Annotated in this window: 16 protein-coding genes; 6 read left to right on the top strand and 10 right to left on the bottom strand. The window is 74.1% G+C overall.

Annotated elements, in window-relative coordinates:
* Positions 1 to 12: 12 nt before the first annotated feature.
* Positions 13 to 1,251: a S8 family peptidase gene (locus FHU37_RS17350; protein WP_179815076.1), complete on the bottom strand. Its 1,239-nt coding sequence runs from the start codon at positions 1,249 to 1,251 to the stop codon at positions 13 to 15.
* Positions 1,252 to 1,399: 148 nt separating this feature from the next.
* A complete protein-coding gene (locus FHU37_RS17345) occupies positions 1,400 to 2,617 on the bottom strand; it encodes a S8 family peptidase (RefSeq protein ID WP_246449951.1) in 1,218 nt (405 codons plus the stop codon).
* 789 nt (positions 2,618 to 3,406) lie between these two features.
* Between FHU37_RS17345 and pta the strand changes: the two genes are divergently transcribed.
* From pta to pyk, 3 genes are all read left to right on the top strand, one after another.
* Entirely contained in the window at positions 3,407 to 5,575 is a 2,169-nt protein-coding gene (pta, locus tag FHU37_RS17340; RefSeq protein WP_179815075.1) for a phosphate acetyltransferase, read from the top strand.
* Between the two features lie 143 nt (positions 5,576 to 5,718).
* Positions 5,719 to 6,933 carry an acetate kinase gene (locus tag FHU37_RS17335; RefSeq protein WP_179815074.1) on the top strand — a complete coding sequence of 405 codons (1,215 nt, stop codon included), beginning with the start codon at positions 5,719 to 5,721 and terminating at the stop codon, positions 6,931 to 6,933.
* 123 nt (positions 6,934 to 7,056) lie between these two features.
* A complete protein-coding gene (pyk, locus tag FHU37_RS17330) occupies positions 7,057 to 8,478 on the top strand; it encodes a pyruvate kinase (protein WP_179815073.1) in 1,422 nt (473 codons plus the stop codon).
* 204 nt (positions 8,479 to 8,682) lie between these two features.
* Here the strand turns inward: pyk and trxA are convergent, their stop codons facing one another.
* From trxA to FHU37_RS17315, 3 genes are all read right to left on the bottom strand, one after another.
* The gene (trxA, locus tag FHU37_RS17325) at positions 8,683 to 9,645 is read right to left on the bottom strand and encodes a thioredoxin (protein WP_179815072.1); all 963 of its coding nucleotides are present in this window, start codon (positions 9,643 to 9,645) and stop codon (positions 8,683 to 8,685) included.
* 122 nt (positions 9,646 to 9,767) lie between these two features.
* On the bottom strand, positions 9,768 to 11,459 hold the full coding sequence (gene icmA / locus FHU37_RS17320; protein ID WP_179815071.1) for a coenzyme B12-dependent isobutyryl-CoA mutase large subunit: 1,692 nt from the start codon (positions 11,457 to 11,459) through the stop codon (positions 9,768 to 9,770).
* Positions 11,460 to 11,623: 164 nt separating this feature from the next.
* Positions 11,624 to 11,965 carry a DUF3817 domain-containing protein gene (locus FHU37_RS17315; protein ID WP_179815070.1) on the bottom strand — a complete coding sequence of 114 codons (342 nt, stop codon included), beginning with the start codon at positions 11,963 to 11,965 and terminating at the stop codon, positions 11,624 to 11,626.
* 676 nt (positions 11,966 to 12,641) lie between these two features.
* Here FHU37_RS17315 and FHU37_RS17310 point away from each other — a divergent pair.
* The 3 genes from FHU37_RS17310 (at position 12,642) to FHU37_RS17300 (ending at position 18,962) form a co-directional block, all read left to right on the top strand.
* Positions 12,642 to 15,260 (top strand): hypothetical protein, encoded by a 2,619-nt coding sequence (locus FHU37_RS17310; protein WP_179815069.1) that lies wholly within the window; start codon positions 12,642 to 12,644, stop codon positions 15,258 to 15,260.
* Between the two features lie 86 nt (positions 15,261 to 15,346).
* A complete protein-coding gene (locus FHU37_RS17305; protein WP_179815068.1) occupies positions 15,347 to 16,801 on the top strand; it encodes a vWA domain-containing protein in 1,455 nt (484 codons plus the stop codon).
* 346 nt (positions 16,802 to 17,147) lie between these two features.
* Positions 17,148 to 18,962 carry an AAA family ATPase gene (locus FHU37_RS17300; RefSeq protein ID WP_179816348.1) on the top strand — a complete coding sequence of 605 codons (1,815 nt, stop codon included), beginning with the start codon at positions 17,148 to 17,150 and terminating at the stop codon, positions 18,960 to 18,962.
* A gap of 94 nt (positions 18,963 to 19,056) precedes the next feature.
* On the opposite strand, the gene FHU37_RS17295 is transcribed toward FHU37_RS17300, so the two are convergent.
* The 5 genes from FHU37_RS17295 to FHU37_RS17275 form a co-directional block, all read right to left on the bottom strand.
* Entirely contained in the window at positions 19,057 to 19,629 is a 573-nt protein-coding gene (locus FHU37_RS17295) for a MarR family winged helix-turn-helix transcriptional regulator (RefSeq protein ID WP_179815067.1), read from the bottom strand.
* Positions 19,630 to 19,717: 88 nt separating this feature from the next.
* Complete coding sequence (locus FHU37_RS17290; RefSeq protein ID WP_218904066.1) at positions 19,718 to 20,710, bottom strand: bifunctional 5,10-methylenetetrahydrofolate dehydrogenase/5,10-methenyltetrahydrofolate cyclohydrolase; 993 nt, start codon at positions 20,708 to 20,710, stop codon at positions 19,718 to 19,720.
* Positions 20,707 to 21,324 carry a cyclodeaminase/cyclohydrolase family protein gene (locus tag FHU37_RS17285; protein WP_179815066.1) on the bottom strand — a complete coding sequence of 206 codons (618 nt, stop codon included), beginning with the start codon at positions 21,322 to 21,324 and terminating at the stop codon, positions 20,707 to 20,709. The genes FHU37_RS17290 and FHU37_RS17285 overlap by 4 nt, the downstream gene beginning before the upstream one ends.
* A gap of 879 nt (positions 21,325 to 22,203) precedes the next feature.
* Positions 22,204 to 22,452: a nickel-binding protein gene (locus FHU37_RS17280; protein ID WP_179815065.1), complete on the bottom strand. Its 249-nt coding sequence runs from the start codon at positions 22,450 to 22,452 to the stop codon at positions 22,204 to 22,206.
* Positions 22,453 to 22,544: 92 nt separating this feature from the next.
* Positions 22,545 to 22,844 carry an MTH1187 family thiamine-binding protein gene (locus tag FHU37_RS17275; protein ID WP_179815064.1) on the bottom strand — a complete coding sequence of 100 codons (300 nt, stop codon included), beginning with the start codon at positions 22,842 to 22,844 and terminating at the stop codon, positions 22,545 to 22,547.
* Positions 22,845 to 22,861 lie beyond the last annotated feature (17 nt).

Below are 22,861 nucleotides of genomic sequence, written 5' to 3'. Positions count from 1 at the left end.
GCCGGCGGCCGGTCACAGCCCCCGGACGTTCAGCAGCAGGTTGGGGGTGCCGGGCGGCACGCCGGTGAGCGTGTTGGGCACCGCCGCGGCCTCCAGGGCGAGTTCGACCTGGGCCGGGGTGGCCGTGCCGTGGTCGTCCAGGTAGAGCGCGGCGGCCCCGGCGGCGTGCGCCGCCGCCATGGAGGTGCCGGACAGCGTGGCGGTGGCGGTGTCGCCGGTGCCCCAGGTGGAGGTGATGGAGGCCCCGGGGGCGTAGAGGTCGAGCACGCTGCCGTAGTTGGACGCGGTCGACACCGCGTCGCCGGCGGTCGAGGCGCCGACCGTGACGGCGGCCGTCACCCGCGCCGGGGAGAACGACGCGGCGTTGCTGGCGGAGTTGCCGGCGGCCACCGTGAAGGTCACCCCGGCGGCGATCGCGTTGGTCACCGCGGCGTCCAGGGTGGTGTTGGCGGCGCCGCCGAGGCTCATGTTGGCCACCGCCGGCCGGACGTGGTTGGCCGTCACCCAGTCGACACCGGCCACCACCTGGGCGATCGTGCCGGAGCCGCTGGCGTTCAGCACCCGCACCCCGATGATGTTGGCGTTCTTGGCCACGCCGTGCGCGATGCCGCCGACGATCCCGGCGACGTGGGTGCCGTGGCCGTTGCCGTCCTCGGCGACCGGGTCGTTGCCCACGAAGTCCCAGCCGCTGCGGGCCCGCCCGCCGAAGTCGCCGTGGCTGGTCCGCACCCCGGTGTCGATGACGTACACGTTCACGCCGCGGCCGCCCGGGTCGGGCCAGGTGTAGGAGCGGTCCAGCGGGAGGTCGGTCTGGTCGATCCGGTCCAGGCCCCAGGAGGGCGGGTTGGGCTGGGTGCCGGCGGCGCGCACGTACTGGTCGTGCACGACGGAGGCGACCGCGGGGTCGGCGGCCAGCCGGCGGGCCTCCGCCTCGGTCAGTTCGGCCGCGAAGCCGTTGAGCGCGGCGGTGTAGGTGTGGGTGACCTCGCCCCCGTAACGCGCCGCCAGCGCCGGGCCGGCGGCCGAGGCCGAGATCCCCACGGAGTCCTCCAGGGTGACGAGGTAGCTGCCGGGCACGACGTCCCGGGCGCCGGCGTTGGCGATCACGCCGACGGTCGGCGCCCCGGCCGGGGCCGCCTGGGCGGCGGCCGGCAGGGCGGTGGCGCCGAGGGCCAGCAGGCCGGCGAGCGCGCCGGCGAGCCGTCCGGTGGCGCGGCGGGTGGTGGTGATGGTGGTGCGCGTCCTTGCCATGAGGGGGCCTCCCCGTCGGTGGTGCGCCGCCGGGCCGGGGCCTGCCGACCCGGATGAGGAGGAGCCGGGCTCCGATCCGCGTGGGATCGGAGCCCGGCCCGTGGTGCCCGGGTCCGGTGGGGGTCACCCGCCGGAGCCGAGCGGTGGGTCAGGGACGGACGTCCAGCAGCAGGTTCGGGCTGCCGGTGCCGACCGAGGTCAGCGTGCCGCTGGTGGCCGCCGCGACGAGGGCGTTGCGGACCGTCGCCGGGCTGGCCGACGGGTTGCCGTCCAGGTAGAGGGCGGCGGCGCCGGCCACGTGCGGGGAGGCCATGGAGGTGCCGGAGATGGTGTTGGTGGCGGTGGTGCTGGTGTACCAGGCCGAGGTGATGGACGAGCCCGGCGCGAAGATGTCCAGCGTGGAGCCGTAGTTGGAGTAGCTGGCGCGGGCGTCGGTGCTGGTGGTGGCGCCCACCGTGATCGCCGAGGCGACGCGCGCCGGGGAGAAGGTGCTGGCGTTGGCGTTGGAGTTGCCCGCCGCCACCGCGTAGGTCACGCCCGCCGCGATGGAGTTGGCGACCGCCGCGTCCAGCGTGGCGTTGGCCGAGCCGCCGAGGCTCATGTTGGCCACGGCCGGCTTGACGTGGTTGGCGGTCACCCAGTCGACGCCGGCCACCACCTGGGCGATGGTGCCGGAGCCGGCGTTGTTGAGCACCCGCACGCCGATGATGTTGGCGCTCTTGGCCACGCCGTAGGAGGAGCCGGCGATGGTGCCGGCCACGTGGGTGCCGTGGCCGTTGCCGTCCGTGGCGGGCAGCGAGCCGTCGATCGCGTCGTAGCCGTGACGCGCCCGGCCGCCGAAGTCGACGTGCGAGATGTTGACGCCGGTGTCGATGACGTAGACGTTGACGCCCGCGCCACCCGGGTCCGGGTAGGTGTAGGAGCTGTTCAGCGGCGTGTCGTCCTGGTCGATCCGGTCCAGGCCCCAGGACGGCGGGTTGGACTGGGTCCCGGTGATCGACACGTACTGGTCGTGCACGACCGAGGCGACGGCCGGGTCGGCGGCCAGGCGCTTGGCCTCCCGCTCGGTCAGCTGGGCGGCGAAGCCGTTGAGTGCGGCGGTGTAGGTGTGGGTGACCTCGCCGCCGTACTCCTCGGCCAGCGCCGGGGCCTCGGCCGCGGCCGAGATGCCCACGCTGTCCTTGAGGGTGACGATGTAGCTGCCGGCCACGACGTCCTTGGCGCCGGCGTTGGCGATCACGCCCTCGGCCGGGGCCGCCTGGGCGGCGGGCAGGGTGGTGGCGCCGAGGGCGAGCACCGCGGCGGCGCTGGCGGCGGTGGCGGCGAGCCGCCTGGCGGACAGGCGGGTGGAACGCATCCTTGCCATCTGAGGGGTCCTCCTCATCGGTGGTGCGCTACGTGGGGGGTGTGCCGGATCCGGGCACGGCGGCTCTCCGACGCATCCAGAGGGGCGGGATGCGGCGCAGGCATGACGGGTCCGCGACTGTTGTTCGCCGGAGACCTGTTCGACCGCCAGGAAGAAGAGTGACCCACCGTCAGGTAACCATCAAGGGCTTCACCCAAAAGCAACGCCGAGGTCGCGTTGCGGCAACAGCCCGGACACACACCCCGTCCCACCAGCACCGAAAGGACCCATCCGCCTCAGTTCGGTAACGCGCCTCGGACAGCCGAAGCGGGCTGCTCCCACCCCCCGCACGCCCGCCGCACGCCCCGCCGTCGGCCCTCAGCCCGCCCCGCCGCCGACGCGGCGGCCGGCACCGGCCACACCCCGCCCGGGCTCCGACCGGTCCCCGCCCGATCCCCGGCCGCCCCCGCCGCCCGCCGCCGCCCGCCGCGGCCCCCCGCGGCCCCGCCCGGGGACGCAGATCACTCCCGTCCGGCCCCCTGTTCGACCGGTTGGAACGAATCGGACAGGTATTGTCAAGAGGTAAACGGATGCGTACGAGGTGGGCCGGAACCGACCGGGCCGGCCCCCATGGGGCGGCCCAGCCCTGCCCAGGGGCCGGGACGGGGCCACCGCGTGCGCGCGGAAGGGATTGATCGCCCGCTCCGGGTGGTATCTCCGCGGTGGCCCCCGCGGTCGGATACCTCCCCGAAGGCGGGTGGCGGTGGCCTGCCCGGGGTACGGGAACGGCTGAGGAACGGAGTGTTTCGCGTGGCGCGCAGCGTGTACGTCACCGGGGTCGGGCGCGGCGACGGCCGCCAGGTCGTCGAGCTGGGCCTGATGGAGCTGATGTCCCGGCAGGTGGACCGCGTCGGCGTGTTCCGCCCCCTGGTGCACGGCACCCGCGCCCAGGACCCGGTGGTCCAGCTGATGCGGCGGCGCTACCGGCTCGACGAGGCGATGCCCGAGGCGCACGGCATGACCTACGCCGAGGCCGCCGACCTGCAGGCCGAGTCCGGGCTGGACGAGCTGGTCACACGCCTGGTGGAACGTTTCCGCGAGGTGGCCCGCCACCACGAGGCCGTGCTGGTCCTCGGCACCGACTTCGCCGACACCAACATCCCCGACGAACTCGCCCTCAACGCCCGCCTGGCCAACGAGTTCGGCGCCCCCGTGCTGCCGGTCGTCGGCGGGCTCGGCGAGGACGCCGACACCGTGGTCGCCGAGGTCCGCAACGCCCACCGCGCCTACCAGGACCTGGGCTGCCACGTCGTCGCCATGATCGCCAACCGGGTCGCCGGACGCTCCAAGCAGGAGGTCCAGCGCCGCGCCGCCGCGCACCTGCCCGTCCCCATATACGTCCTCCCCGAGGAGCCGGCGCTGACCGCGCCCACCGTCGCCCAGGTGGTCGAGGCGGTCTCCGGAACGGTGCTGCTCGGCGACGGCGCCGGCCTGGCCCGGGACGTCCAGGGCTACGTCTTCGGCGGCGCCATGCTGCCCACCTTCCTCGACGCCCTCACCGAGGGCGCCATCGTGATCACCCCGGGCGACCGCGCCGACCTGGTGATCGGCTCGCTGGCCGCGCACGCCGCCGGCACCCCCGCCATCGCCGGCATCGTGCTCACCCTCGGCGAGACCCCGCCGGAGAACGTGCTGCGGATGGCCTCCCGGCTCGCCCCCGGCACCCCGGTGATCCGCACCTCCTCCGGCAGCTGGGCCACCGCCCAGCGGCTGTCCACCCTCGCCGGCCGGCTCACCGCCGACAACGCCCGCAAGGCCGACACCGCGATCGGCCTGTTCGAGCTGCACGTGGACGGCGCGGAACTGCGCGACCGCATCGCGCTCTCCCGCTCCGAGCGGGTCACCCCGATGATGTTCGAGCACGCCCTGCTGGAGCGGGCCCGGGCCGCCCGCAAGCACGTGGTGCTGCCCGAGGGCGACGAGGAACGCGTGCTGCGCGCCGCCGAGGTGCTGCTGCGCCGCAACGTCGTGGACCTCACCCTGCTGGGCAGGGAGGAGACCATCCGCAAGAAGGTCGCCGAGCTCGGCCTCGACCTCCACCTGGACCGTGAGCCGGCCACCGTCCCGGAGGGCGCCGCCCTGGTCGACCACGACGGCGCCGCCAACGCCGGCCAGGCCGCCGTGCGGATCGTCGACCCGGCCACCTCGCCGCTGCGCGAGCAGTTCGCCGAGACGTACACGGCGCTGCGCGCCCACAAGGGCATGACCCTGGACCGGGCCCGCGAGGTGGTCACCGACGTCAGCTACTTCGGCACCCTGATGGTCCGGCACGGACTGGTCGACGGCATGGTCTCCGGCGCCGTGCACACCACCGCCGCCACCATCCGCCCCGCCTTCGAGGTGATCAAGACCGAGCCGGGCACCTCCATCGTCTCCAGCGTCTTCTTCATGTGCCTGGCCGACCGGGTGCTGGTCTACGGCGACTGCGCGGTCAACCCCGACCCGGACGCCGAGCAGCTCGCCGACATCGCCATATCGTCGGCGGCCACCGCCGCCCAGTTCGGCGTCGAACCCCGGGTCGCGATGCTCTCCTACTCCACCGGCGCCTCCGGGGCCGGCGCGGACGTCGACAAGGTGCGCCGCGCCACCGAACTCGTCCGCGAGCGCCGCCCCGACCTGAAGGTGGAGGGCCCCATCCAGTACGACGCCGCCGTCGACCCGGAGGTGGCCGCCACCAAGCTGCCCGGCTCCGAGGTCGCCGGGCGCGCCACCGTGCTGGTCTTCCCCGACCTCAACACCGGCAACAACACCTACAAGGCGGTGCAGCGCTCGGCCGGGGCGGTCGCCGTCGGCCCCGTGCTCCAGGGCCTGCGCAAGCCGGTGAACGACCTCTCCCGGGGCGCCCTGGTGGAGGACATCGTCAACACCGTCGCCATCACCGCCATCCAGGCGCAGGGCAGCGACGCCGCCGCCGAGTGACCCCGACCACCCCGGCGGGCGCGGCACCGCCCGCCCGGGGACCCGAACCAACCGACCAGCCGCCCACCCCGCGGCCGACGACCGCACCACCCGTCCCACCCGCCCCACGGCACAGCAGCAGACCCACCCGCAGGAGGAACGCCGTGACCGAGCCCAGCAGGGTCCTCGTCCTCAACTCCGGCTCGTCGTCGGTGAAGTACCAGCTCCTGGAGATGGCCGACGGCTCCCGCCTGGCGGCCGGCATCGTCGAGCGGATCGGCGAACGCGGCGGCCGGCACACCCACCGGCCGATCGCCCAGGGCGGCGAGGTGCGCACCGTCGAGCGGCAGGTGCCCGACCACGCCGCCGCGCTCCGCTCGGTCTCCGAGCAGCTGGCGGGCGACGGCCTCGGCCTGGACTCCCCCGCGCTCGCCGCGGTCGGCCACCGCGTGGTGCACGGCGGCACCCGCTTCACCGAGCCGACCCTGGTGACCGACGACGTCATCGAGGAGATCGAGGACCTGGTCCCGCTGGCCCCGCTGCACAACCCGGCCAACCTCTCCGGGATCCGGGTGATCCGCGAGCTGCGCCCCGACCTGCCGCAGGTCGCCGTCTTCGACACGGCCTTCCACGCCACCGTGCCGGAGGCCGCCGCCCGCTACGCCATCGACCGGGACACCGCGGACCGGCTCTCGGTGCGCCGCTACGGCTTCCACGGCACCTCGCACCAGTACGTCTCCCGGCGCACCGCCGAACTGCTCGGCCGCCCGCTGGAGTCGGTCAACATCATCGTGCTGCACCTGGGCAACGGGGCCAGTGCCTCGGCGGTGGCCGGCGGGGTGTGCGTGGACACCTCGATGGGGCTCACCCCGCTGGAGGGCCTGGTGATGGGCACCCGCTCCGGCGACATCGACCCGGCGGCCATCTTCCACCTGCACCGGGTCGGCGGCCTGGCCGTGGACGAGATCGACGACCTGCTGAACCGGCACAGCGGCCTGCTCGGGCTGTGCGGGGACAACGACATGCGCGAGATCGGCCGGCGGATGGCCGAGGGCGACGCGCACGCCCGCGAGGCCTTCGACATCTACACCTACCGGCTGCGCAAGTACGTCGGCGCCTACTGCGCGGTGCTCGGCCGGGTGGACGCCGTCGCCTTCACCGCGGGCGTCGGGGAGAACTCCCCCGCGGTGCGCGAGGCCGCGCTGCGCGGCCTGGAGGGCTTCGGCATCGAGGTGGACCCGGTGCTCAACGCGGTGCGCGGCTCGGCCGCCCGCGTGGTCTCGCCGGCCGAGGCGCGGACCGCCGTCGCCGTGGTGCCCACCGACGAGGAGCTGGAGATCGCCCGCCAGTCGTACTCCCTGGTTCAGTCCCAGGGGTGACCCACGAGTTTCCGGGCGGCAGCGTCGCCGCTGGTCAATGGCGAGAGGTTCGGCTTTTCGTCGGAAATCTCGTCATATGTATCCCCATGTGCCAAAGATCTACGGACGGATAGAATCGACACCATGCGCCGAGCCAAGATCGTCTGCACCCTGGGCCCCGCCACCGACAGCTACGACCAGCTTCGCTCGCTGGTCGAGGCCGGTATGAACGTGGCCCGTTTCAACATGAGCCACGGCTCCTACGCCGAGCACGAGGCCCGCCTGGAGCGGGTACGGAAGGTGGCGGAGGACACCGGCCGGAGCATCGCCGCCCTCTTCGACCTCCAGGGCCCCAAGATCCGGTTGGCGACCTTCGCCGAGGGGCCGGTCACCCTCCACCCGGGCGCCGAGTTCACCATCACCACCGAGGACGTCCCCGGTGACGCCACCATCTGCGGCACCACCTACAAGGGCCTGCCGGGCGACGTCTCCAAGGGCGAGCGCATCCTGGTCAACGACGGCGCGGTCTCCCTGGAGGTCGTGGAGGTCCAGGGCCCGGAGGTGCGCACCATCGTCATAGAGGGCGGCGTGGTCTCCAACCACAAGGGCATCAACCTGCCCGGCGTCGCCGTCTCGGTGCCCGCCCTGTCCGAGAAGGACAAGGAGGACCTGCGCTGGGCGCTGCGCCAGGGCGCCGACTGGATCGCGCTGTCCTTCGTGCGCGACGCCTCCGACATCGACGACGTGCACCGGATCATGGACGAGGAGGGGCGCCACGTCCCCGTCGTCGCCAAGATCGAGAAGCCGCAGGCCGTCGAGAACCTCAAGGAGATCGTCAAGGCCTTTGACGGCATCATGGTCGCCCGCGGCGACATGGGCGTGGAGCTGCCGCTGGAGCAGGTGCCGCTGGTGCAGAAGCGCGCCATCAAGCTGTGCCGCCAGCAGGCCAAGCCGGTCATCGTGGCCACCCAGATGCTGGAGTCGATGATCGAGGCGTCCCGGCCGACCCGCGCCGAGGCGTCCGACGTCGCCAACGCGGTGCTGGACGGCACCGACGCGGTGATGCTCTCCGCGGAGAGCAGCGTCGGCAAGTACCCGATCGAGGCCGTCAAGACGATGGCCCGGATCATCGAGACGGCCGAGCAGGAGATGTTCTCCCGCGGCCTGCAGCCGGCCGAGAAGAAGCCGCGCACTCAGGGCGGCGCGGTGGCCCGCGCGGCGACCGAGCTGGGCGACTTCCTCCAGGCCAAGCGGCTGGTGGCGTTCACCCACTCGGGTGACACCGCCCGCCGGCTCTCCCGCTACCGCTCCCCCATCCCGGTGACCGCCTTCACCTCGGAGGTCGCCACCCAGCGGCAGCTGGCCCTGTCCTGGGGCGTGGAGACCTTCGTGGTGCCGTTCGTGCAGCACACCGACGACATGATCGACCAGGTGGACGCGGCCCTGAGCGCCACCAAGCAGGTCAAGCAGGGCGACACGGTGATCGTCACCGCCGGCTCCCCGCCCGGCGTGAAGGGCACCACCAACATGGTGCGGGTGCACCACATCGGCGAGCGCAGCAGCTGACGCGCGGACCGGGCGTGGTGGACACCGGCCACGCGGACTGACCGACGGCGGGGCGGTCACGGGGCGACGCTCCCGTGACCGCCCCGCCGCGGTCGTTCACCGGCCCCTCCCGCACGGGGTGACGGCCGGAGACGGGAAACGGCCCGGACGACGGGCGTCGTCCGGGCCGTCAGGGACCGTCACGGGCCTGAGCCCTCCGCGCCGCTAGAAGAGCACCCGGGCCAGCGCCGTGCGGGCCTTGGTCACCCGCGGGTCGTCCGGGCCGACCACCTCGAACAGCTCCAGCAGGTGCAGCCGCGCCTTGTCGCGGTCCTCCCCCGCGGTGCGCGCGACGGTCTGCACCAGCCGGTCGAAGGCGTCCTCCACGTGGCCCCCGACCAGGTCGAGGTCGGCCACCGCGATCTGCGCGTCCGGGTCGTTCGGGCGCTCCGCGGCGGCGGCGCGCACCGCACCGGCGTCCTCCAGATCGGCGACCCGCCGCAGCAGCTCGGCCTGGGCGAGCCCGGCCTTCGCCTCGGCGTGCGCCGGCTGGTCGGAGAGCACGTTGCGGAACGCCTGCACGGCGCCGCCCCAGTCGCCCGCCTCCATGGCGTCGTAGGCGGCCTCCAGCGCCGGATCCCGCGGCGGGGCCTGCTCCGCCGGGGCGGCGCCGCCCTCACCCGGCTCGCCCGGCGTGACACCGGTGAGGCCGAACCGGTCCTGGGCCAGCTGGATCAGCTGGTCGAGGTACTGGCGCACCTGCGCCTCCGGCACGGCGCCCTGGAACAGCGGCACCAGCTGGCCCGCGACGACCGCCATCACGGCCGGGATCCCCTGGATGCCGAACTGCTGGGCCAGCATCTGGTTGGCGTCGACATCGATCTTGGCCAGCACGAACCGGCCGGCGTACTCGTTGGCCAGCTTCTCCAGCACCGGGCTGAGCTGCTTGCACGGGCCGCACCACTCGGCCCAGAAGTCCACCACGACCGGCGCCTCGGCCGACCGCTGGATCACCTCCGCCTCGAAGGTGGACTCGTCGACGTCGACGATCAGCGGTACACCCTGCGCCGACGACGGCGCGGCGGCGCGAGCCCGCCGGGCCTGCTCGGCCTGGAGCGCGGCCTCACTGGCCGCCTTGACGGCGGCGAGGTCGACCACGCCGCTCATGGACATGTTCCGTGGCTGCATGCCTCAATTCTCCATGCTCCGCGACGCTGCCGTGGCTACGGGCCACGCTCCGTCGACGCGTCCCCCGGCCGGTCCGGGAGCCGCGCACGCCCGGACCGGTCCGCCCCGTCGCGTCCGGTGGTTCAGAACCTCGCCGGCTCGGCGTAGTCGCCCCACTCCTCCCGCAGCGCGCCGCAGATCTCGCCCAGCGTCGCCTCCGCGCGCGCCGCCCGCAGCATCGGCTCCACCAGGTTGCCCTCGCCGCGCGCCGTCTCGCGCATCGCGGACAGCGCCTCCCGCACGGCCGCGTCGTCCCGCCGCGCCCGCCGCTCGGCCAGCGTGCGCACCTGCTCGCGCTCCACCTCGTGGCTGATCCGCAGGATCTCCAGGTCGTCGGTGGCCGACCCGGTGTGGCAGTTCACCCCGACGACCTTCTTGTCGCCCTTCTCCAGGGCCTGCTGGTAGTCGAAGGCCGCCTCGGCGATCTCGCCGGTGAACCAGCCGTCCTCGATGCCGCGCAGGATCCCCGAGGTCATCGGGCCGATCGGGTGCTCGGCGCGGTCCGCCCCGAACTCCCGGATCCGGGCGAAGATCGCCTCGGCCTCCGCCTCCATCCGGTCGGTCAGCGCCTCGACGTACCAGGAGCCGCCCAGCGGGTCGGCCACCAGCGCCACCCCGGTCTCCTCGGCGATCACCTGCTGGGTGCGCAGGGCGATCTCCGCGGCGCGCTCGGAGGGCAGCGCCAGCGTCTCGTCGAGGGCGTTGGTGTGCAGCGAGTTGGTGCCGCCGAGCACCGCCGCCAGCGCCTCCACGGCCGTGCGCACCACGTTGTTGTACGGCTGCTGCGCGGTCAGCGACACCCCGGCCGTCTGGGTGTGGAAGCGCAGCCACTGCGCGCGCTCGGTGCGGGCGCCGTAGACGTCGCGCATCCAGCGGGCCCAGATCCGGCGGGCGGCGCGGAACTTGGCGATCTCCTCGAAGAAGTCGATGTGCGCGTCGAAGAAGAAGGACAGACCGGGCGCGAAGACGTCCACGTCCAGCCCCCGGGCGAGGCCGAGTTCCACGTAGGCGAAGCCGTCGGCCAGGGTGTAGGCCAGCTCCTGCGCGGCCGTCGAGCCGGCCTCCCGGATGTGGTAACCGGAGACCGACAGCGGCTTGTAGCGGGGGACCCGGGCGGCGCAGAACTCCATCAGGTCGCCGATCAGCCGCAGGTGCGGCTCGGGCGGGAACAGCCACTCCTTCTGGGCGATGTACTCCTTGAAGATGTCCGTCTGCAGGGTGCCGTCGAGCGTGGGGACGTCCACGCCCTGGCGCTCCGCCGCCACCAGGTACATGCAGAACACCGGCACGGCGGGGCCCGAGATGGTCATCGAGGTGGTCACCTCGCCCAGCGGGATGCCGGCGAAGAGGGCGTCCATGTCGGCGGCGGAGTCCACCGCCACCCCGCAGTGCCCGACCTCGCCGAGCGAGCGCGGGTCGTCGGAGTCGCGCCCCATCAGGGTGGGCATGTCGAAGGCCACCGACAGCCCGCCGCCACCGGCGTCGAGGATGCGCCGGTAGCGCTCGTTGGTCTGCCGCGCGTTGCCGAAGCCGGCGAACTGCCGGATCGTCCACAGGCGGCCGCGGTAGCCGGTGGGGTACAGGCCGCGGGTGAAGGGGTACTCCCCCGGCCAGCCGATCCGCTCGAACCCGGGGACGTCCGCCCCGGGGGGTGGCCCGTACACCGGATCGACCGGCGAACCGGACAGGGTCGTGGTGTCGACGTCGCGCTTGGGTGCGGCGTCGAAACGGGCCTGCCAGCGGCGGCGGCCCTCCTCGATCTCGGACGCGTCCATGTGATCCCGCCTCGTCCTTCGGCCGTCGCGTCCGGTGCGGAGTTCGTCCGCGCCCGGGCGTCGTCGATGAGGGTGTCGGGTTGTGACTTCCCTCATCGCCCGACGCTAACGCCGAAGTCCGCCAAGCGGCAGGGGTCGAACGGCGGGGGCGGGGCGGCGCGTGGTCAGGCGGCGCGCGCCGGGTCCTCGGCGCCTTCCGGGGTGATGAGGAACGGACGCGCCTCGGCGACCACGCGGCGCTCGGCGACGAAGGAGCACACCGGGATGGTGCCGGCCAGCGCGATCAGCACCATCTTGCCCACGCCCCAGTTCAGCCGCAGGCCGACCATGACCGTGGTGACCAGGTAGACCATGTAGAGGAAGCCGTGGATCGGGCTGATGATCGCGGACATGGTGTCGCCCCCGTCGAGCCCGTAGCGGATCACCATGGCGACGCAGAGCAGCAGCAGCATCACACCGGTGGCGTAGGCCATGGCCCGGTAGGCGTTGAGCACGATCGGCTTCATCGGCAGTGTCCTTCGATCCTCGCGCGGCCGGCAGGCGGAAACCCCCGGCCACCGAGCCTAACCGGGCGCTCGCGGCTCCTCGGATCCGCCCCCCTCGGATCCGCTTCCTTCCTGGGACCCGCCTCCCCGGGATTCGTCCCCTGGGAGCCCTTGGATCCCCGCCTCCGCATCCGCCCCTGGAGAGCCCTCGGATCCCCGCCCCCGCATCCCCCTGGAACCCCTCCGGAACCGCCTCCCCGCATCCGCCCCCTGGCCCCCCTCGGAACCGCCTCCCCGCATCCGCCCCGTCCGATCCCCTCCGCAGACCGGGGCCTTCAGACAGGGGCATGCCAGTCATGTCCACACAAACCCACACCTGCTCTGGGGGGACCCCCTGTTTCAGGATCCCACGCAGTGATCACGCTACGCAGCCCCCTCTTTCACCCTGTGGACAACTCGGACTTCGACGAGCGGGGAAGCAACGGGCTGTCAGAGCGGCTGGCTAGCTTCTTCCTCGGTCGGCGGGCGCACCGCCGACCGCACCGAACACCCCCTCCCGCCGGGGGCCGCGCGCCCGCGCGCCCCCCGGCACCCACGCGCGCCCATGCACCCGCATCCGCACAACGGGCGCGCGGGGCCCGCACACCGGGCGCGGGCCCTCCACCCCCCACCGTCAACCGAGAGGACCAGTTCTCCCATGGCCGGCTCATCGCAGGCGTCCTACCTCGGCCCGCTCCTGGCACACGGCGACCCCGACGACCTGCGGCAGCTCTTCGACCGCGCGGCGGACGTGCTGGTGCCGCTGGTCAGCCGGTCCGAACGGGTGCCGCGGGCGCTGGTGGAGGCCGTCCTCGCCGACGACGGCGGCCTGGTGGCGAAGCTGGCGGGAAACCACAAGGCGTTCGAGACCGACCCGTGGCTGCGGTCGCGGCTGGCTGCGTCGGGGCACCCGGTGGTGGCGCTGGCCGCCCTCCGGTCGGCGCTCTGGGAACTGCGCGACCTGCGGACGCTGCTGGCCTCGGCCGACCCCGCCGACCCTCGCTGGACCGCGCCCGCCGGCCCGGTGGACACCCTGCTGCGGATCAGCCCGGCCAAGCAGCCCGCCGCCCCCACCAGGCTCGGGCTGCGAGCGGCCGTGGTCTCGCCGTTCCCCGAGCTGGTCCAGCACGTCCTGGCCGGCAGCCCGGTCAGCGACGACCTGACCCGCGCGGAGCGGTCCCGCGCCCTGCTGTCCCTGCTCGCCCACGGCGGTCCCGAGTCGCTGGCGCGGGCGCTCGACGACCCGGCCGTCCGCTCGCGGCTCGGCGGGGAACTGGCCGGGCTCGGTGACGCGGCGCTGCGCGGGCCGGCCGGCGTCGCGGAGCTGCGGGCCGCCGTGGAGGCCGCGGAGGGCACGCGGGGCGCGATCGAGGAGCTGTACGCCGACCCGCGGCAGGCGGAGACCTCGCTCTCGCTGCGGGACGCCCTCGACTGGCCGGCCGTGACCGCCGCCGCGGCGGCCCGCCCGTTCGGGCCGGCGGCGGTCGCGGCGCTGGCGGCTCGGGCGGACTGCCCGGACCCGGTGCTGACGGCGCTGTGCGCGGCGCACCCGAAGCCCGGCGACCTCCTGGAGAGCATCACCCGCCCGATCCCGCTGGCCGCGCTGTCGGCGCTGCCGGCCGCCAGGGTCACGGTGAAGGCGCTGACCACGGTGGTCCGCCGGGGCCTGGGCCGGACCGTGTCGGGGGCCGAACTGCCGCACGCCCGCCCCGCGCAGGCCGTGCTCCAGGTGGCGCAGGACACCCGGGCGGCCACCGACGCCGAGCGGGCCGAGTGGGCCGCCTTCCGCGCCGGGCTGTCCACGCTGGTCGCCGAGCGGCTCGGCAGCGACGTGGCGGCCTGGCGGGTGGTGCGGCAGCGGCTGGGCCGCTTCCGCGGGACGGTCGTCGACCTGCTCGACGACGCGGCGGCCCGGGCCGCGCGGGGCGAGGGCGCCGAGGGCGGGGCGTGGCCCGAGGCGGCGGGGCTCCCGGACTTCACCGAGGCGCCCCGGCTGCGGGCCGGCCGGGCGGCGTTCCTGACGCTGCTGGACGCGGCGGCCCCCGAGGTGCAGTGGTCGCTGCTGGCCCACCTGGACGACCGGACCGCGTACGACCTGCTGGTGCTGGGGACCTGGCGGCCGGAGTGGCTCGACCTGGCGCTGGCCGGCGACCGGCGGCGCGACCGGCTGCTGCTCTCCCGGCGGCGGGACCTGCCCGCCCACGCGGTGACCGCGCTGGCCGCCCTGGACGACCCCGAGGTCAACGTCGGGCTGGTCTACCAGCGGCACGCCGGCTGGGAGGACCGGCTGGCCCTGGTGACCGGCCGGCCGTTCGCCCCGGGCCGCGCCGAGCGGCTGCCCGTGCACGCCGCGGCCCGTGCCGCGCTCGGCCAGGTGACCGCCCGGCGGGACCGCAAGATCTGGCTGGCGCCGTGGATCGGCAGCGGCGATCCGGAGCTGGTCGAGCTGTGCCTGGCGCACTCCCCGGTCAGCTCGCGCAACCTCCAGCTGCGGCTGGCGCTCGGCTTCTGGGAGCACGACGGGCCGGAGGGGCTGCGGGAGAGGGTGCCGGACTGGTTCGCCGACTCGGTGCTCATCCTCGTCGAGACCCTGCTGGCCGAACCCGACCGGGAGGCCGCCCTCGGGCGGATGCGGGAGGCCGTGCGCGAGGCGGACTCCACCAAGCACCTGGCGCGGCGGATGCGCCAGCCGGCGGCCGAGCACCGCCTGGCGGAGTGGATGCGGGTGGAGGGGTTCGTCTGGGACTGGGACGAGATCCTGGCCGAGCACCTCGCCAAGCCGCTGCCGGCGTCCCGGGTGCGGGAGCTGGCCGCGATGGCCGGCTGCCCGGAGCGGCTGCGGGACGGCGTCCCCAAGCTGAGCCGGGGTGAGCAGCGGGCGTACCAGCGCCTGGTGGAGGGGCAGCCGGTCGACGCGGTGCTGCAGCGGGTCGCCCTCACCGAGCCGGAGCCGGGGCGGACGTCGTGGGCGGAGGAGGCCGTCCGGCGGGGGCTGCTGACCCGGGCGGACCTGCTGCGGCACGGGCGTCCCGGCCGGGTGGCGCTGGAGCTGGCCCTGCCGGAGGCCGAGGCGGACGCCGACGCCCACCCCGGGGCCGACGCCCGCACCGGGGCCGACGCCCACGCCGGGGCCGACGCCCACGCCGAGCTGGACGCGCTGGTCCGCAAGTACCTCGACGGCAACCCGGAGGCCTGGGTGCTGGTGCTGCGCACCCTGCCGGAGTTCGCCGACAGCCTGCCGGAACTGCTGTTCGCGGCCTCCCTCATCACCCGGTGACCCTCCCCGCCGACCCTCGCGGCACCCTCCCGACCGCCCTCCCCGCCGGCCGACCGGCGGCCCTCGACGCTCCGAAGGACACCCCCATGACGCAGGTAACGGGGCAGCCCCGGCACGCCCCGACCCGACGGGTCATCGACCTGTCCGACCGGCGGGCGCTGCTGGCCTGCCGGCCGGAGGACCCGGCGGTGGTCGAGGAGGCGCGCGCGCTCAAGGAGGCCGCGCTGCTGGACTTCGGCATCCGGGACAGCGTGGTCTGCTCCTGGCTGTACGCCAAGTGCCACCACCACATCCCCACCACGGCCGTGGACACCGCCGCGGTGGTGGCCAGCGGTGACGGCAGCTGTCTGCTGCTGTACAACCCGGAGTTCTTCGTGCGGATCGGGCCGAGCGGGGTGCGGTTCGTGCTGTTCCACGAGGCCCGCCACCTGATCCACCGGCACCTGTACGTGGCCGAGGCGCTGCGCACCGACCCGCTGTTCGAGCTGGCGGCCGAGGTGAGCATCAACCACGTCGCCATGGTCCGGCTGGGGCGCACCGAGCTGCCCACCCGGGCGGTGCCGGACGGCGCGGGCGGCACCCGTCGGGAGCCGGTCGGCGTGGATCCGCGCGAGGTCCACCGGATGTACGCCGAGGACCTGCGCGAGCAGGGGTTGGCGCCGCTGCCGTACGAGGAGTTCACCGCCACCGACCTGACGGTCTACGGGCAGCTGAGGCGGATGCGGAACCCGCCCCGCCCGTCCGCCGTCTGCGTCCACCTGCGGGCGGGCGACGGCACCGGCCCAGCCGTGCCGATGGACGCCGAAACGATCGAGCGGGTGGTGGGGCAGGCGCTCGCCGAGGCGATGCGGGCGGCGCTGCGCGGCGAGGGGGTCGCCCGTGACGAACTGCTGGACCTGGCGGACCGTTCCACCGGCGGCGGGGACCGGCTGCGCCGGATGTGGGGCCGCATGGGCCTGGCGGCGCTGCGCGGCGAGACGCCCCGGACGGCGCGGGTGGACTGGTGGAAGCGCTGGCTCGCCGACACCCTCGGCTCCAAGCTGAGCGAGGGCGAGCGCCTGGTCTACCCAAGGAAGCAGGGCGCCGTGCTGCTCGCCCTCGGACACGATCCGGTGCTCTCCCGGCGCGGCCGGGAACGCACCAAGGTGGTGCTGATCGCCCTGGACACCTCCGGCTCGATGCCGCAGGAGGTGATCGACTGGATCACCACTCTGGTCGGCCGGACGGACGGGGTGGAGAGCCACTGGCTGAGCTTCGACGGCATCGTCATGCCGTTCGTGCCGGGGGAGCGGGTGCGCGGCGGTGGCGGCACCGACTTCCAGAACGTCGTGGACTACGCGGAGGGCCGCCTCGCCGTGAACGGGCGACGGTTCGAGGAGCGGCCGGACGCGGTGATCGTGGTCACCGACGGCTACGCGCCCCGGGTGACGCCGGAGCGGCCGGACCGCTGGATCTGGCTGATCACCGACGGCGGGGACGACTGGCCGGAGCGGCACGACCCGCCGATGGCCTGCCACCGGGTGACCACCGGGGACAGCTGACCCGTCCGGCCGCCACTCCTCCCGCGCGCCCTCAACAGGCCGCCCGCCCCGCCCGCCCATTCGCAGGCCCCACCGGCCCCGACGCCCACCCCGAACGACGAGGAAGCAGACGACCGTGAGCTCCGTGCAGACCACGTCCCGCCCCGTGACCGAGCAGGCCGAAGGCGCGGCCGAGGCCCACACCGAGACCGCTGCCGGTGCCGGCACCGCGTCCCCGGGCGGCCCGGTTCCGCGGTCCGCCCGCGGCGGGGCCGCGTCCACGCCCCGCTGGCGGCCCAACGCCACCTACCCGCGGCGACCGGAGGGCGCCGACGCCGGCGCCCGTCTCGAACAGTTCATCGACGCCATGATCACCATGGGGCAGACCGGGCAGGTCTTCGGCGAGCACGGCATCGGCAAGACCTCCACCTTCCTCAGCCACATCCCCCGCCGGCACCCCGGCACCACCGTGGTGCTGGTGCCGGCCGCCAACCTCACCCCCGACGACCTGCTGGTGAACGCGCCGGTGCGGGACCCGCGCAGCGGTGAGCTGGTGCTCACCCAGCTGATCATGGCCCAGCTCACTCCCGGCAAGCCGTTCGTCCTGCTCATCGACGACTCCCTGCAGGCCGGCGACACCATCCAGTCCCAGCTGATGCAGATCGCCTGCGACTGGACCCTCGGGGAGCACGACCTGCGCGCCCTCGGCTGCGTCGGCGTCTTCCTCACCGACAACGAGTCACTGGCCGAGACCAGCGCCCGCCGGAGCGACCTCGCCATCCTGGACCGCATGGTCACCCTGCGGATCACCGCCGCCGACACCGCCTGGCGGTACAAGCTGGCCGAGCGGTACCCCGACTGGGACCTCACCGAGGTGTTCCGGATCTGGGCGGGCCTCAGCCCGCACCTGCGCTCGCTGTTCTCCCCGCGCACCCTGGAACACGTCCTGGACTGCGCCCGCGCCGAGTTCCCGCTGTCCTGGGGCCTGCCCCTGGTCGGCGGCCACCGCCTGCGGCTGCGGGACGTGGCCGAGAACGGCAAGCCCGGCCCGGACCACACCACCGAGATCCTGGACCGGATCGCCGACGCCCTCGGCGTGCGCAACCCCCGCACCGTCGCAGACCCGGTGCGCCGCATCCTGCGCACCGCCATCCGGCAGGGCTGGTCCGTGCTGCTCCAGGGGCCTCCCGGCTGCGGCAAGACCCAGATCACCAAGCAGGTGGCGCGGGAGGAGACCGGCCGGGACCCGGTGTACTTCTCCCTGCCGGTGACCAACGTCGAGGACCTGTGCGTGCCGATCCCCACCCCCGACGGCACCCTGGACACCCTGCTCAGCCGCTCGCTGGTCGGCCCCGAGCCCAAGGTCATCGTCTGGGACGAGTACAACCGGCCGAAGGACAAGGCCACCTTCGCCAAGCTGATGGAGATCACCCAGGAGCGGTCGCTCGCCGGCCGGCCGATACCCAACCTGCGCGCCCAGGTGGCGCTGCAGAACCCGCCGTACCACCTCGGCCGCAAGCTCCAGGTGAGCGGCAACAACGTGGCGCAGGCCAGCCGCTTCACGGTGAGCTACGAGGTGCGCCCCGAGGACATCCCGGCGGGCCAGTGGCTGGTCGACACCTACGGCGAGGTCGCCGAGACGGTCCTGGAGTGGTGGCACAACGACATCGACGACGAGGGCCGGCAGTGGGTCACCAAGCGGACCCTGGAACGGCTGATCCGGCTGCACCAGGCCGGGCTGCCGCTGGAGACCGGGCTGATCTACCTCGGTCAGGGCGAGTACGCCCCGGTGCCGCTGGCCCAGCTGGAGGCGAGGCTGGCCGACCGGAGCAAGGCGGTCGGCATGCGGGAGCTGGCGCGGGACGTGGACGCCTGGGAGGCCCGGCTGGCCGCCGCCTCGGAGACCTCCGCCGAGGGCACCAACGACACCGACCTGGTGCACCAGATCCTCGCCAACGCCGAGGTCTCCCAGCTCAGGCGGCACCGGGACGTGGTGGCCCGGCTGCTCCGCCACCTGCCGCCCAAGCTGCGCGCCACCTACCTGGTGGGGCAGACACCGGAGAAGCAGCGGTTCTGGGTGGCCGCGCTGGCCCGGATGGCGGAACTGGCCGAGGCGGCCGGTCCGGCGGGGACGGGCCGGGCGCGGAGCGGCCGGCGCCGGACGGCGCCCCGCCAGAGTTGACCGGCCACCGCCGGGCCGCTCCTACGCGGGGCGGCCCGGCGGTGTTCCGGCGGTCCGGTGTCCCGGTGTCCGGTGTTTCGGTGTCCCGGGCCGGTCACCCGTACCGCTCGTAGTCCTCGTCCTCGTCCGCGTCCTCGTCGTCCTCCGGGTCCGGGGCGTCCGGATCGACGAAGTCACCGGCAGACACCCGCAGCTTGCGCAGGTCCCAGAAGATCCGCTCGCAGGTCTCGGCGTCGTAGTCGCCCATGCCGAAGTGCACGTCGCTCAGCGCCGCGGTCGCCTTCTCCACCACCTCGGCGCCCGCCTCGGTGATGGCGGCCAGCACCCCGCGGCCGTCGCGGGGGTTGCGCCGGCGGACGACGTAACCGCTGCGCTCCAGCCGGTCCACCGTGTTGGTGACGCTGGTGGGGTGCACCATCAGCCGCTGCCCGATCTTGGACAGCGGCAGTTCCCCGGCACGGCTGAAGGTGAGCAGCACCAGGGCCTCGTAACGGGCGAAGGTGAGGTCCATGCGCTTGAGGACGGCGTCGCACCGGGCCAGCAGGATCTGCTGGGCGCGCATGATCGAGGTGATCGCGGCCATCGACGGCACCCTCCCCCACCGCCGCGCCCAGAGCTGGTCGGCGCGCGCGATGGGGTCGAAGGGCAGCTTCAACGGCTTGGACACGCGTCCCACCGTACCCGGCGGTACGGACCACGCCTCGGGCGGTGGTGTGGTATTGGGCCCTGGCGGGCCAGGTCGCCGCGGGGGCGGGTCACCGCTCGTCCGCCTCCCCCCGTTCGGTCGCGCCGTCGCCGGACCCGGTGAGCGCCTCGGCGGCCTGGACGGTGTGCCGGAGCAGCAGGGCGGTGGTGACCGGCCCGACGCCGCCCGGGACGGGGGTGTAGCCGCGGGCGCGCGACGCCGCGGCGGCGGCGTCCACGTCGCCGACCAGGCCACCGTCCTCGGTCGGGTTGGTGCCGACGTCCACCACGAAGGCTCCGGACGCGATGTGCTCGGCGCGGATCAGACCCGCCCGGCCGACGGCGGCCACCAGGATCTCGGCGTCGGCGCACACCTCGGCCAGGTCGCGGGTGCGGGAGTGGGCGACGGTGACGGTGGCGTCGCGGTCCAGCAGCAACTGGGCGAGCGGCCGGCCGACCACGGTGGAGCGGCCCACCACCACGGCCCGGCGCCCGCGCGGGTCGATGCCGTGGTGGTCCAGCAGCGCCATGACGGCGGCGGCGGTGGCCGGCGGGTACGCGGGCAGGCCGGTGGCCAACCGTCCATGGCTGAGCGGGTGGGCGCCGTCGACGTCCTTGGCCGGGTCGATCGCGGCGGCCAGTTCCTCCAGGCGGCAGCCCGCCGGCAGCGGGGTCTGCAGGATCACGCCGTGCACGGCCGCCTCGGCGCCGGCCCGCTCCAGCTCGGCGACGATCCGCCGGGCGTCCGCCCCGGCGCCGAGGTCGCGCACCTCGCAGCGGATGCCCACCCGGGTGGCGGCGGAGGCGATGGAGCGCACGTACCAGGCGCTGGCCTCGTCGTCGGTGGCGGTGACCACGTCCAGCCGGGGCGGGGTGCCGGCCTCGGTCAGGGCGGCGGCGCGGGCGGCGACGTCCGCCCGGATGGCGGCGGCCAACTCACGGCCGGAGAGCACGGCGGCGGTGCCGTCGGTGGTCGTCGCCTCGGCGCCGGTGACGCTGGGGTCGGTGGGGTCGGTGGGTTTGGGGCTGGCGTGGGTGGCGCTGGGGCTGGTGGGGCTGCTCAACGGGTGATCTCCTCGCGGACGGCGGCGGTGACGCGGTCGGTGCGCCGGGTCAGGTCGTCGACGGAGGAGACGGCCGCCACGAAGGGCGCCCGCAGCTCAGCGTCGATGCCGGCGAGGTTGACCTCGACGTTGACCCGGGCGGTGGTCGCGGCCGCGCGCACCGCCTCCGCCGCGGCGGCGACGTCGGTGACCACGGAGCGGTTACAGAGCGGCAGCAGTTCCTCGGCCAGGGTGACCAGGTCCTGACAGACGTCGATGACGGCGGCCGGCGGGCGGGCCGCGCCCAGCAGGGCGTCGGCGATCGCCCGGCCCCGGGCGGCGCGTTCCTCCTCGGTGCCCTTCGGCAGCCGGTAGGCGTCCGTGACCAGGGTGAACGCGGCGGCGTCACGCTCGGCCAGCTCGACGGCCGTGGCGCGCAGGGCGTCTGAGTCCTCGCGGACCTTCTCGATCGCCGGCCGGTCCCGCGCGTACCGCTCGCCGTCGCTGTAACGGGCGACCATGGCCAGCAGCGCGGCTCCCTGAGCGGCGTGCAGGGCGGCCGCGGCGCCTCCGCCGGGGGCGGGGACGCGGGCGGCCAACTGGTCGAGGTAGTCGTCGATGGTGGTGGAGCGCATGCTGATCACCGTCGTTCCGGAGCGAGGCGAGACGCGCGGGCGGGTGACGCTGTTCACCTCAGGTGGGCTCGATCACACTCACCGTATCGGTCGAGCCCAGTGCCCCTTCCGCCGGGTTCCCGCAGGCCGCAGCGCTGTCCGCGGGCCGCGCCCCAGCGTGGCTGCCTCTTTTCCCGGCGATGACTCCCCTCCCCGGGAGTGACTTCCCCTCCCCCGGCAATACCGCCCCCTCCCCCGGCAGTGGCTTCCCACGCAGAAGAGCCGCCGCGAGTAGAGGCTCCAACCAGTGGAGCCTCTGCCGGGAACATGTCACCCCCCTACGCGCACCCCTTCATCTTTCTGCGCTCATACCCTCCTCATCTTTCTGGGGGGACCCCCTTTTTCAGGATCCCATGACGCGTTAACAGCGCGCAGCCCCCCACTTTTCCCCTGTGGATAACTCACGGGCGCGGGGCTCACAGCCCACACTCTCGGAGGCAGACCGGACATGCTCACGACGGATGCCAGAACCTCACGGACGCGCGAACACGAGAGAAGAGCATGAGAAGAATCCGGAAAGAATAGCCAGGAACATGTCACCCCGCGCCCCCAATCCCCCACCGCGTCTGGGGGGACCCCCTTTTTCAGGATCGCATGGCGCGTTGGCGCAGTGCAGCCCCCACTTTTCCCCTGTGGATAACTCCGCCCCAAAGCCAGCACCACCCGCCGACGCCCACCCGCCCCGAAAACACCACCGCCCTCACAAACCAGCGCCCCAAAAAGCAACGCGCCCCAAGAAACAGCGCCGCCCGCCGCCCCCGGGAGGGGCGGCGGGCGGCGGAACAGCTCAGCCCGGCGGAGCGGTGCGCGCTCGCCGGACAAGCGGGGGCCAACCGGCGCCTAGACGTGCAACGTGACGGGGTACACCTCGTTGGCCGGATGGCCCGCACGCCGGTGGACGCGTCGGACCGCGTCCTGGTCCGGAGCCTCGGAGAGGCAGAAGCAGGTGCCGGTCTCGGGATCGGCCCACGCCTCCTTGAAGTGCACGCCCTCCGCCTGCTCGTACTCCAGGTCCTTGCGGTGGTCCTCCGCGAGTTTCTCCTGCGTGAGGTCCTTGATCTTCGTGTGGACGTCCATGTAGAGCGGCATGGCGGCCACCTCCAATGCGCTGGACAGGGTTCTAACCAGTCAAACACCGCCGCCCGGATCCCTCAACGGCGAACGGTCCCCGTCCGCGCCGCTCACGACTCGGCGCGCAGGTGCCTCTCGACCGTCTCGACCTTGCTGGTCAGGCCGTCCGTCACGCCGGGCCGGATGTCGGCCTTCAGCGTGACGCTGACCCGCGGGGCACGGGCCTGGACCGCCTCCACCGCGCGCTTGACGACGTCCATCACCTCGTCCCACTCGCCCTCGACGGAGGTGAACATGGCGTCGGTGCGGTTCGGCAGTCCGGACTCCCGGACGACCCGGACGGCGTCGGCGACGTACTCGCCGACCTCCTCGCCGACCCCGAGGGGCGTGACGGAGAAGGCAACGATCATGGCTCTCCCTTTCCTCG

This window comes from Allostreptomyces psammosilenae (assembly GCF_013407765.1).
Classification (GTDB): domain Bacteria; phylum Actinomycetota; class Actinomycetes; order Streptomycetales; family Streptomycetaceae; genus Allostreptomyces; species Allostreptomyces psammosilenae.
Note: the sequence above shows the minus strand (reverse complement) of the source record. Positions and strands in the feature narration are given on the sequence as shown.

Coding starts and splice junctions, on each gene's coding strand:
- FHU37_RS17350 (WP_179815076.1), bottom strand. CDS start 1,251: ATGGCAAGGACGCGCACCACCATCACCACCACCCGCCGCGCCACCGGA.
- FHU37_RS17345 (WP_246449951.1), bottom strand. CDS start 2,617: ATGGCAAGGATGCGTTCCACCCGCCTGTCCGCCAGGCGGCTCGCCGCC.
- pyk (WP_179815073.1), top strand. CDS start 7,057: ATGCGCCGAGCCAAGATCGTCTGCACCCTGGGCCCCGCCACCGACAGC.
- trxA (WP_179815072.1), bottom strand. CDS start 9,645: ATGCAGCCACGGAACATGTCCATGAGCGGCGTGGTCGACCTCGCCGCC.
- icmA (WP_179815071.1), bottom strand. CDS start 11,459: ATGGACGCGTCCGAGATCGAGGAGGGCCGCCGCCGCTGGCAGGCCCGT.
- FHU37_RS17315 (WP_179815070.1), bottom strand. CDS start 11,965: ATGAAGCCGATCGTGCTCAACGCCTACCGGGCCATGGCCTACGCCACC.
- FHU37_RS17310 (WP_179815069.1), top strand. CDS start 12,642: ATGGCCGGCTCATCGCAGGCGTCCTACCTCGGCCCGCTCCTGGCACAC.
- FHU37_RS17305 (WP_179815068.1), top strand. CDS start 15,347: ATGACGCAGGTAACGGGGCAGCCCCGGCACGCCCCGACCCGACGGGTC.
- FHU37_RS17300 (WP_179816348.1), top strand. CDS start 17,148: ATGATCACCATGGGGCAGACCGGGCAGGTCTTCGGCGAGCACGGCATC.
- FHU37_RS17285 (WP_179815066.1), bottom strand. CDS start 21,324: ATGCGCTCCACCACCATCGACGACTACCTCGACCAGTTGGCCGCCCGC.
- FHU37_RS17280 (WP_179815065.1), bottom strand. CDS start 22,452: ATGCCGCTCTACATGGACGTCCACACGAAGATCAAGGACCTCACGCAG.
- FHU37_RS17275 (WP_179815064.1), bottom strand. CDS start 22,844: ATGATCGTTGCCTTCTCCGTCACGCCCCTCGGGGTCGGCGAGGAGGTC.